General features: G+C 72.4%; 11 protein-coding genes. 6 read left to right on the top strand and 5 right to left on the bottom strand.

Features of this window, described 5'->3' with window-relative positions; genetic code table 11:
* The first annotated feature begins 126 nt into the window (after positions 1-126).
* The gene (locus E1269_RS17620; protein ID WP_203433821.1) at positions 127-594 is read left to right on the top strand and encodes a MarR family winged helix-turn-helix transcriptional regulator; all 468 of its coding nucleotides are present in this window, start codon (positions 127-129) and stop codon (positions 592-594) included.
* Positions 595-838: 244 nt separating this feature from the next.
* Here E1269_RS17620 and E1269_RS17615 read toward each other — a convergent pair whose 3' ends face one another.
* Positions 839-1,402: an ArsR/SmtB family transcription factor gene (locus E1269_RS17615; protein WP_131896869.1), complete on the bottom strand. Its 564-nt coding sequence runs from the start codon at positions 1,400-1,402 to the stop codon at positions 839-841.
* A gap of 74 nt (positions 1,403-1,476) precedes the next feature.
* Between E1269_RS17615 and E1269_RS17610 the strand changes: the two genes are divergently transcribed.
* The 5 genes from E1269_RS17610 (at position 1,477) to E1269_RS17590 (ending at position 5,447) form a co-directional block, all read left to right on the top strand.
* A complete protein-coding gene (locus tag E1269_RS17610; protein WP_131896867.1) occupies positions 1,477-2,193 on the top strand; it encodes an alpha/beta fold hydrolase in 717 nt (238 codons plus the stop codon).
* Positions 2,190-2,729 carry a DinB family protein gene (locus E1269_RS17605; RefSeq protein WP_131896865.1) on the top strand — a complete coding sequence of 180 codons (540 nt, stop codon included), beginning with the start codon at positions 2,190-2,192 and terminating at the stop codon, positions 2,727-2,729. The genes E1269_RS17610 and E1269_RS17605 overlap by 4 nt, the downstream gene beginning before the upstream one ends.
* Before the next feature lie 2 nt (positions 2,730-2,731).
* On the top strand, positions 2,732-3,394 hold the full coding sequence (locus E1269_RS17600) for a VOC family protein (RefSeq protein ID WP_131896863.1): 663 nt from the start codon (positions 2,732-2,734) through the stop codon (positions 3,392-3,394).
* Positions 3,395-3,771: 377 nt separating this feature from the next.
* Positions 3,772-4,662, top strand: coding sequence for an aminoglycoside phosphotransferase family protein (locus tag E1269_RS17595; protein WP_131896861.1), 891 nt, complete (start codon positions 3,772-3,774; stop codon positions 4,660-4,662).
* A gap of 293 nt (positions 4,663-4,955) precedes the next feature.
* A complete protein-coding gene (locus E1269_RS17590; protein WP_131896859.1) occupies positions 4,956-5,447 on the top strand; it encodes a pyridoxamine 5'-phosphate oxidase family protein in 492 nt (163 codons plus the stop codon).
* A gap of 30 nt (positions 5,448-5,477) precedes the next feature.
* Here E1269_RS17590 and E1269_RS17585 read toward each other — a convergent pair whose 3' ends face one another.
* The 4 genes from E1269_RS17585 to E1269_RS17575 are packed head-to-tail and all read right to left on the bottom strand — an operon-like array spanning position 5,478 to position 10,258.
* Positions 5,478-7,448 carry an efflux RND transporter periplasmic adaptor subunit gene (locus E1269_RS17585; protein WP_162606473.1) on the bottom strand — a complete coding sequence of 657 codons (1,971 nt, stop codon included), beginning with the start codon at positions 7,446-7,448 and terminating at the stop codon, positions 5,478-5,480.
* Complete coding sequence (locus tag E1269_RS32330; protein WP_162606472.1) at positions 7,441-8,283, bottom strand: DUF5666 domain-containing protein; 843 nt, start codon at positions 8,281-8,283, stop codon at positions 7,441-7,443. Before E1269_RS32330 ends, E1269_RS17585 begins: the two co-directional genes overlap by 8 nt.
* A 32-nt stretch (positions 8,284-8,315) precedes the next feature.
* Positions 8,316-9,545: an ABC transporter permease gene (locus E1269_RS17580; RefSeq protein ID WP_131896855.1), complete on the bottom strand. Its 1,230-nt coding sequence runs from the start codon at positions 9,543-9,545 to the stop codon at positions 8,316-8,318.
* Entirely contained in the window at positions 9,542-10,258 is a 717-nt protein-coding gene (locus E1269_RS17575; RefSeq protein ID WP_203433819.1) for an ABC transporter ATP-binding protein, read from the bottom strand. Before E1269_RS17575 ends, E1269_RS17580 begins: the two co-directional genes overlap by 4 nt.
* Between the last annotated feature and the right edge of the window lie 61 nt (positions 10,259-10,319).

Genomic DNA, 10,319 nt, shown 5'->3' with positions numbered 1-10,319 from the left:
TCATTTCGGGTCCCCGCGGCCACGGATCGGGGCGGTGGGCCTCAACGGGGAGCCGCCGCGTGCGGGGGGAGTGGTGACGTCGCCGTCGAAGTAGGGTGATCGGCAACGCCAACCGGGAAGGGTTGCATGCCGAAGGACGAGCCGACCGTCGACGAAGGTGTTCGCGAGATGATCTTGCTGATGCCCCGGCTGGTCGCCCGTTCCAAGCGCATGCCGGTTCCCGAGCAGCTGCGCGACTTCGCGCTCACTCCGCGCCACCTGTCACTGCTCGCCCTGCTGCTCTACGACGGCCCGTCGGCGGTCAAGGACCTGGCCGACGGACTGGACGTCGCATCGACGACGGTGAGCCTCATGGTCGGCGACCTCAGCCGCCAGGGGATCCTCCAGCGGCACGAGGACGAGCAGGACCGTCGACGCACCATCGTCACCATCGCCGACGAGCACCGCGAGGCCATCGAGAGCTGGCTGTCCGCGGGTGCCGGCGCCTGGCGCACGGCGTTCGAGCCGCTGAAGCCGGCGGAGCGAGCTCTCGTCATCAACGCCCTGCTGACCTTCGAGCGGGAGACGATGGCCGCGACCAAGCAGCCCGACTGACCTCGACTCGCCGCGCCCGGACCTTCGCGTTCGGCAGGAATCACCACTATTCGCAATGGTGACGTTCTACGCCCGGCGGCAGGCTGCCGAGAACCGGGACCAGGACGCCGCCGCCGTCTGCCGGAGTTCCTGGCCGAGTGACGTTCTGAGCTCCATGACGTTCCCGAGGCGAGGAGAGTCCGTTGACCGCGCGGAGAAGGAGCCGGGCCCGCCGGCTGGCGGAACGCGGCTGCGACCTCGATTCTCAGGGCTCCGGTTCCGGGTCGGGCAGGGACGGGTGGTCGGTCGGATACAGGCCGGCCACGAAGCCGAACACGGCGTCGCCGGAACGAGGAATCCGGCTGAACTCGTGGACCAGCGCCAGGACGTGCTCCCAGAACTCCATCGCCCGTTCCCGGGGGATGCGGGCGTGCCGGAGGATGCTCATCATCACGTCCGCCTCGTAGGCCGACTTGGCCTCGGCCGCGGCGACGGATAGGTCGTTCTCCCAGATCACCGGATGATCGATCTTGCCGATCCGGAACAGGCGCGCGGTGCGGCCGTAGTAGCGCTCGTCGATCGCGCGCACCCGCCGGGTCCGGACCACTCGAAGCATGCCGGCGTCGACCAGGACGTTGACGTGGTGCGCGACGGTGCTCTTGGGGCGGCCGACCGCGGTGGCCAGCTCGCTCACCGTCGCGGCACGTTCGAGGACCAGGTCGAGGATGGCCGAACGGAGGGGATCCGACATCGCGCGCAGCTGCGTCGGCGCCGTCACCACGGCCTGATCCTCGAGCTCGTAATCCGGCATCACCCCATCGATCGACATTTTTGGTCCGTTCCACTATGTTGGATCAATCCGTCAATCTGGATTATAACTGCGACGCAGTAGGAGACCCGATCATGCACGTCATCCTGATTCCCGGCCTCTGGCTGGACGGTTCGTCCTGGGACCCGATTATTCCGGCTTTGGAGCAGGCGGGCCATCGCGCGCATCCGCTGACCCTGCCCGGGCTGGAGTCCGAGGACACCGACCGGTCCGGCATCACCGTGCGCGATCACGTCGACGCGGTCACGGCGGCCATCGACGCGGTGCCACCGGCCGAGGGCAAGGTCGTCGTGGTCGGGCACTCGATGGGTGCCGGCATCGCCTGCGCCGCCACGGACGCGCGCACCCAGCGGGTCGCGCGCGCTGTCTACGTCGGCGGGTTCCCGGCGGCCGACGGCGAGCCCCTCGGTACCGGGTTCCACGCGGAGAACGGCGAGATCCCGCTGCCGCCCTGGGAGAACCTGGGCGAGGAGGACATCGCCGACCTCGACGACGCGATGCGCGCGGCGTTCCGGGAGCGGTCAGTCCCGTCGCCGGAACGAGCGGTCACCGACCCGCTGCGGCTCACCGACGAACGGCGCTACGACGTTCCGCTCACCGTCGTCTGCCCGGAGTTCACCGGCGCCCAGCTCCAAGCATGGATCGAGGCGGGCGAGCCGTCGGTCCAGGAGTTCACGAAGTTCCGCGACGTGGAGTACATGGACCTGCACACCGGACACTGGCCGCAGTTCAGCCGCCCCGACCTCCTGGGCCAGGCCATCGTGGCGGCCGCGGACAAGTCCGCGGCATGACGGTCGTCGACCAGCACGGCAGGCCCGAGCCGCCGCTGAACGCCGGCGAGGTCGAGACCCTGCTCGGTTTCCTCGACTACCAGCGCGCCACCCTGGCCTGGAAGTGCCGCGACGTGGACCCCGCCGGGCTGCGGGTCACCATCGGCGCGTCGACGATGACTCTGGGCGGCCTGCTCAAGCACCTCGCATATGTCGAGGACGACTGGTTCCAGCGCTGGCTGCACGACCGGGACCGGCCGGCGCCGTGGGACGCCATCGACTGGGCCGCGGACCGGGACTGGGACTGGGACTCCGCCGCCGCGGACACCCCCGACCAGCTCTTCGCGCTGTGGGAGACGGCGGTGGAGCGGTCCCGCGCGAGCTTCGCCGAGGCCTTCGCCGACGGCGGCTTGGACCGGCCCGCGAGCCGCCCCTGGCCCGACGGCAGTGCACCGAGCCTGCGCTGGGTCCTCTGCCACATGATCGAGGAGTACGCACGACACAACGGCCACGCCGACCTCATCCGCGAGGCGGTCGACGGCAGCACCGGGGAGTGACCATGTCCGAACCCATCACCATGCGCGCGTTCCACGCCGCCGAGGGCACCCGCGACTGGCGGGTGGTCGGCGACGGCGCCAACGCCTTCTTCCGCACCGCCTCGTTCGCTGACGGGACCGCATTCGTCCAGGCGATCGGTGAGCTCGACGGTGTCGGCCCGCACCAGCCCGACATCGACCTGCGGCACGACGGCGTCACGGTCCGCCTGCTCACCGCCACCGACGACTACGCCGGGATGACCGAGCGCGACCTCGACCTGGCCCGCCGGATCTCGGCGCTGGCCAGCGACCGCGGCCTCACCGCCGACCCGACCCGGATCCAGACGGTCCTGCTCACCATCGACGCCCTCGTCAGCGCCGACGTGATGCCGTTCTGGGCGGCCGTGCTCGACTACGAACGCCGCCCCGACAACCCCGACGAAGACCTGATCGACCCGCGCTGGCACGGACCGGGCATCTGGTTCCAGGACATGGACGCACCGCGTCCGCAGCGCAACCGCATCCACGTCGATGTCTGGGTCCCGTACGACCAGGCGGAGGCGCGCGTCGCCGCCGCCCTCGCCGCCGGCGGGCGGCTGGTCAGGGACCGCGCCCCGACGTGGTGGACCCTTGCCGACGCCGAGGGCAACGAGGCCGACGTCGCCACCACCCAGGGCCGCGACTGACCGGTGGTGCGACGGCGCGGCCTCGCACCGCGGCGCGGGCCGGCCGGCGCCGAGAAGCGGTGCCGCCCGCCCTCCTTCGCACTGGTCGCACATACGCACCACCCGGTCGAGCTCGGGACGTTGCCGTGCCGGACTGTGGGGCTGCTGTCGCCACCACCACAGCGATCCCGCTCCGTCGACTCCAGTCACCCAAAAGGGCGTCGCCCTCCGACCGACCAGCGAGGTTGCGCGGCTCGAGCCGATCGGCGAACCCGATGCCGCCGCAACGGTGTCGCCGGCCGGCGAACAACGCTCCGCACCTGAATCCGGGCCGCGCACGACCCGACCCTCCGATATTGCGTTGGCGCCCGCGCCGGCGATCCCTACAGTGACCCTCGATGACCACCGCGCAGGTACCCACCATCGACGTCGGTCTCGTGCGGTGCCTCGTCGCCGAGCAGTTCCCCGAGTGGGCGCACCTCCCCGTCCGGCCGGTCACGCACCAGGGGATCGACAACCGGACGTTCCGGCTCGGCGACGCGCTGTCGGTGCGGCTGCCCAGCGCGGAGCATTACCGAGAGCAGGTCGCCAAGGAGCAGCACTGGCTGCCGCGCCTCGCCCGCGGGCTGCCGCTGCCGATCCCGGCGCCGGTGGCCGTCGGGCAGCCCGGATGCGGCTACCCGTGGACGTGGTCGGTGAACCGGTGGCTGGACGGCGAGCCCTCGCACGTCGCGCGCATCGACAGCCTGGTGCGGATGGCCGAGGACGTCGCCGGCTTCCTGCTGGCGCTGCGACAGCTGGACACCGACGGCGGGCCAGCGCCGGGCAGCCACAACTTCCATCGTGGTGCGGCCGTCGCCGCGGCCTACGGCGAGGAGACCGAACAGAAGCTGCGCGACCTCGACGGCCGCATCGACACCGCCCGCGCCCGGGCGGTCTGGGAGGACTCGCTGGCCGCGGCGTGGACCGGCTCTCCGGTGTGGTTCCACGGCGACGTCGCGCCCGGCAACCTGCTGGTCCGCGACGGGGAGCTCAGCGCCGTCATCGACTTCGGCGGTTGCGGGGTCGGCGACCCCGCTTGCGACCATGTGCTGGCGTGGACGTTCCTGGACGCCCCGGCGCGCGCGGCGTTCCGCTCCACGCTCGGCAGCGCGGCCGACGACGCCATGTGGGCACGGGCTCGCGGCTGGGCGCTGTGGAAGGCGCTCATCACCTACGACTCGCACGTGGCCCGTGTGAAGGCCGAGGCACGCAGGGTCGTCGACGCTCTGCTCGGCGACGGCGACTGACCGACGACGGACCCGGCGGTCTGACCGTCCGCGGGCGGGTAGTCGGTGTAGCCGATCAGTCCAGGCCCGACCGCAGCCGATGCGACAGGTCCGGGTTGACCAGCGGGGCCGCAAGTCGGCCAGCGCCGGGTAGGCGTCGTCGTCGGTGAGGTGGAAGTAGGCCAGGCCGCGGCGGAACAGCTGGACCGGGCGATCGACGACCTCCAACTCTCGCGGGAGGTCCTCGACGACGTCATCAAGACGGCCACCGGGAGCTGAGCCACCGCCCCCGGATCGCGGTACCATCCGGGCCCATGGTCGCCTGGTCGCAGTTCGTCGCAGAGGCACCACACGTCGCGGAGACGTTCGTGCGCCGCCATCGAGCCACGGGCAGCCTGTGCATGCTGGCCACCCTGCGCTCCGACGGTTTCCCCCGGATCAGCCCCGTCGAGCCGCGCATCTTCGAGGGCCGGCTGGTGATCGTCGGCATGCCGGGCACGCTCAAGTTCAAGGACCTCGGCCGCGACCCGCGGTTCTCGCTGCACACCGCCACCGTCGACCCCTACGTGGGCGACGGCGACGCGAAGGTGTGGGGCGAGGCGGTGAACGAGCAAGACACAGGGCTGCACGACCGGTTCGCCGAGCACCTGTTCGCCGAGACCGGCATGGACCTGCGCGGCCAGCCCTTCGACCCGTTCTACGTCGGCGACCTCGTCGGCGCCTCCTCGGTGGAGTTCGCCGACGGGCAACTCACCGTCACCATCTGGAAGCCGGGCGAGGGCGAGCGAGCAGTCAGCAAGAGCTGAGCCGCCCGCCCCACCCGCGGGTTCGGTCGGTCAGCGCGGCCGCATCACGCCGCCGGGCGGTCGCATCCCGCCACCCGGGTCGCCGAACGAGCCTGCCGGGTCGGAGTTGTCCGACGTGGGCAGGTCGGCGTCGAGCTCAGCGAGCACCACCTGGTCACCGGTCTCCAGACCGTCGACGATCTCGGTGCGCTCCGAACCGACCACGCCGACGCCGACCTCCACGGTGCGCACGTCCCCGTCGACCAGCACCTGCACCGAGGCGCCGCCCTCGTCGTCGGTCAGCGTCACCGCCGAGTTGGGCACCGTGAGGACCTCCTCCACCTCGCCGAGCAGGAACGACACGTCCGCCTCCGCCCCGGTCGCCGCGTTCTCCGGCGGTTCCTCGACGCCGACGACGACGGTGTAGAGCGCGCTGCCCGAGGACGTGTCGGGGATCAGCCCGATCGAGACGACCTGCCCGTCGACCGCCGCGGTGGAGCCGGCGGTCCGCACCTCGACGGCGGTGCCGACCTCGAGCCGCCGCAGGTCACTCTCCGACAGCGAGGCCGTCACGGTGACCGACCCCGCGCCGGTCACGGTGATGGTCGCCGCGCCGTCCGCGGCGGCTCCCGCGCTCAGCCCGACCTCAGCGACCGTGCCCGCGATCGGCGCGACGAGGGTGGCCGCGTCCAATGCCTGCTGTGCCTCGAGCACGGCCAGCTCCGCCTCGGTCACGGCTGCCTGGTCGCGGGCGAGCTGGGCTGCCTCGGACAACGCGGTTCCGCCCGGCCCGGACGAGGCGGACTCCGACGACTCCGGCTCCGGCGTGCTGCCGGTGTCGGTGTCCGTGCCGGTGTCCGTGCCGGTGTCCGTGCCATTGTCCGTGCCATTGTCCGTGCCATTGTCCGTGCCATTGTCCGTGCCATTGTCCGTGCCATTGTCCGTGCTGGCGTCGGTATCGCCGGACGGTGCCGAGGCCGTGGCGAGCAGGTCCGCCAGCGCCGTGATGGCCGACTGCAGCGCGTCCTGGTCGGCTGCCGCCTGCTGCTGCGCCGTCTGCGCCTTCTGCAGCGCCGCCACGCACGGCCCTAGGTCAGGCGTCGGTGGTTCCGGCTCCGACGGAGACGGCGACGGCGACGGGCTCGGCGGTTCCGACGGAGACGGCGACGGCGACGGGCTCGGGTCCGGCGGTTCCGACGGAGACGGCGACGGCGACGGGCTCGGGTCCGGCGGTTCCGACGGAGACGGCGACGGCGACGGGCTCGGGTCCGGCGGCTCCGACGGAGACGGAGACGGCGACGGGCTCGCGGTCTCGATGTCCGCGACGGTCGAGGCGGCCGTCGCGTCCGCGGCGCTCTCCGCCATCGAGGCCGAACACGCCTCGTCCTGCGCCGCCAGCGCCGCGCTCGCCTGGGCGAGGCTGCGCTCAGCGGCGATCTGAGCGGCCTTGACCGCCTGCTGCAGCGCCCGCAGCTCGTCCTGCGACACCGACGAGGCCGGCGGCGCGGACCCGCCATCCGACGGCGCCGTCTCTGTGTCCAACGGCGCCGTGTCCGCCGAGGACGTCTCGGACGACCTTTCCGGCGAGGTCGTCTCCGCGGCCGCTGCCACCGCCTCCTCCTGGCCGGTCTCGGTCGCCTCCAGAGCCGCCTCGGCCTGGGCCAGCTGCGCGGTGGCGTCGGCGAGGTCGGCTTCCAGGGCGGCGGTGTCCAGCGAGGCCAAGGGCTGCCCGACCGTCACGGTGTCGCCGACGGCGACGTCCACCGTCGCCACCGTCCCCGAGCGCGCGAAGCCGACCGTCGCGAAGTCAGTCACTGACACCGTCGCACTGTGATCCAGGGTCTCCGCGACCGAGCCCAGCTCGGCGGGGACGGTCCGGTACGCCGGCCGTGCACCGACGTCTGCCACCGCCCACACGCTCGCGGCACCACCGGCGACGACCACCGTCGAGGCACCGGCCACGACGAGCTTCCACCGCCGGCCGCGCCGCTGCCGGCGTCGGACCGTGAAGGTCTCAGGCACCTTCGCCACCTCGGGTCCGCCACGGGCAAGCGCCGTCGGCCGCCGGGTGGATGGCGATGGTGGTCGCGGTGATCGCGCCGGTGTCGTCGGCGGAGCCGAGCGCGCTGGCACAGCTGCCCACCACAAGGGCGTCCGGCCCGGAGACCACCTCGACGCTCCAGGCGGTGCTCTCCGATGTCGTCACCGCGACCTCGGTCGTGGTCGGCTCGGCGGTGGCGGCACCGTCCTCGTCCTCGAACGGCCGCACGGGCGTGGTGGCCTCGACGGTGAACGTGTCGCCGTCGACGGCGGTGACGACGCCGATGGTCCGGCCGGCTATGTCGTCAGGGGACCGCGGCGGCGCGTCCTCCGGCCGGTCGGTCGGCGGCCCGGACGGCCGGTCCGTCGGCCGTCCGACCGGGCCGGGCCCGCCGTTGCCCGCGCCACCGTCCGAGCAGCCGCCGTCGTCGCCGGCCAGCGTCACCGAGACAGCGACCGCGGCGACCTCCGTCGCCGTCTCCTCTCCCGCCGGTTCCTCGGTCTCCACGACGACGCAGGAGCCCACCGCCAGGTCGGCCGCGGTGCCCTCGGTGGTCGCGGTGATCTCCGTGGCGTCGGTGTAGGTGACCGCCACCTGTCCGGAGTCGCTCTGGACCTGCAGCGTCGTGCCGTCCACGGCGGCAACGAGCCCGGCGGCCCCCGGCGCGGCCGGCTCGTCCGGCTCGTCCACGATGGCGTCGCCGTCCGCGGACGCGGTCGCCGCGTCGTCGTCGGCCGTCGTGTCTCCGTCCTCGGCCGCACCGCAGCCGGCGGCGATCACGAGCGGGACCAGCAGGAAAGAGAACCTTCGCAACATGTCAACAACTCCTGGATCGGTTCGGACAACGGTCATTCGCTGCGCAGGGCGTCGATGGGTGCGAGCCGGGCGGCCCGGCTGGCCGGATAGACGCCGAAGCCGACCCCGACGGCCAGTGCCATCGCGATAGACCCGGTCATCGCGGCCGCGGAGACCTCGACCGGCTGGTCGACGATCCGCGGCAGCAGCTGGGCACCCACGACGCCGAGGCCGGCGCCCAGCACGCCACCGGTCAGCCCGAGCACCGACGCCTCCAACAGGAACTGCCGCCGGATCACCGCGGGTGTGGCGCCGAGCGCCTTGCGCAGCCCGATCTCGCGGATGCGCTCGGTGACCGAGACGAGCATGATGTTCATGACTCCGATGCCGCCGACGAGCAGCGAGATCCCGGCGATACCGGCGAGCAGGATGGTCAGCGTCCGGTCGGTCTCGGTGGCCGTCTCCAGCAGCGACTCCTGCGTGGAGATGGTGAAGTCGGGCTCGTCGGTGGCGGTGAGCCCGTGCGCGGTCATCAGCGCCGCGTCGACCTCCTGGTACGCCGCCGACAACGTGTCAGCGGTGTTCGCCTCGACGTAGATCGTCGACACCGCGGCGGACCCCGCGGCCAGCCGGGTCGACGCCGTCGTCGCCGGCACAATGGCCTGGTCGTCCTCGTCGGTGGAGGACGACGACGAGCCCACCGAGTCCAGCACGCCGACGACGGTGAACGCCGTGCCGCCGATCGTCACGGTCTCGCCGACCGGGTCGATCGGGCCGAACAGCTCCGCCGCGGTGTCCGGCCCGAGGACCATGACCGCGGCCTCGGTCTCCAGGTCGGCCTCGGTGATGAACCGGCCCGATGCGACGTCGCGGTTGCGCACGCCAAGCCAGTCCGGTGTGGTGCCGTTGACACTCGTGGTCCAGTTCGTGGCGCCGGCGGTCAGCGACTGGCTGCTGCTGGTCACCGGCGCGACGGCGGCCACGTCGGGCGCCACCACCGCGGACCCGAGCGCGTCGGCGTCGTCCATGGTCAGGGTGGTGGCCGAGCCGATGCCGCCGCGGATGCCGGCGGAGTCGGTCGTGCTGCCGGGCGAGACGATGAGCAGGTTGCTGCCCAGCGCGTTGATCTGTGCCCGGACGTCGGCCTGCGCACCCTGCCCGAAACCGACGGTCAGGATCACCGAGGCGATCCCGATGAGGATGCCCACGATGGTCAGCAGCGACCGCAGCCGGTGTGTGCGCACCGCGTCCCATCCGGTGCGCAGGGTGTCCGCCCAGCTCATCGGCCCACCGCCAGGGGAACGCCGGTGCGCAGCTCGCCGTCGTGGATGCGGATGACCCGCTCCGCCCGCGCGGCCACGTCCTCCTCGTGCGTGATCAGCACGATGGTCCGGCCGCCGCGGTGCAGCTCGTCGAAGAGCGCCAGCACGTCGCCGGTCGAGCGTGAGTCGAGGTTGCCGGTCGGTTCGTCGGCGAGGATCAGCGCCGGGTCGGTGACCAGCGCCCGGGCGATGGCGACCCGCTGCTGCTGGCCGCCGGATAGTTCACGCGGCCGGTGATCGACCCGGTCGGCCAGGCCGACCCCGGCCAGCGCGTCGAGGGCCCGGCGACGGCGTTCGTCGCGGGAGGTCCCCGCGTAGGCCAGCGGCAGCTCGACATTGCGCAGGGCCGTGAGATGCGCCAGCAGGTTGAACTGCTGGAACACGAACCCGATGAGGCTGTTGCGGACCTCGGCCAGCTCCACCTCGGACAGGTCGCCGACATCGACGCCGACCAGCCGGTAGGTGCCAGCGGTCGGGGTGTCGAGACAGCCGAGGATGTGCATGAGCGTCGACTTCCCGGACCCGGACGGGCCCATGATCGCGACGTACTCGCCCTGCCCGATGGTCAGGTCGATGCCGCGCAGTGCGTCCACGTTCAGCGTCCCGGTTTGGTAGGACTTGCCGACGCCGTCCACGTCGAGGACGGCGGCTCCGTCACCGCGTGTCGTGGTCACCCCACTCACCCGCCCTGTCCGCCGGGGACGCCGCTTCCGCCGCCCGGGATCACCTGGCCAC

The sequence above is a fragment of the Jiangella asiatica genome, assembly GCF_004349065.1.
Taxonomy (GTDB): Bacteria; Actinomycetota; Actinomycetes; order Jiangellales; family Jiangellaceae; genus Jiangella; species Jiangella asiatica.
The sequence above is the reverse complement of the archived record's forward strand: the minus strand, read 5'-3'. Positions and strand labels throughout refer to the sequence as shown.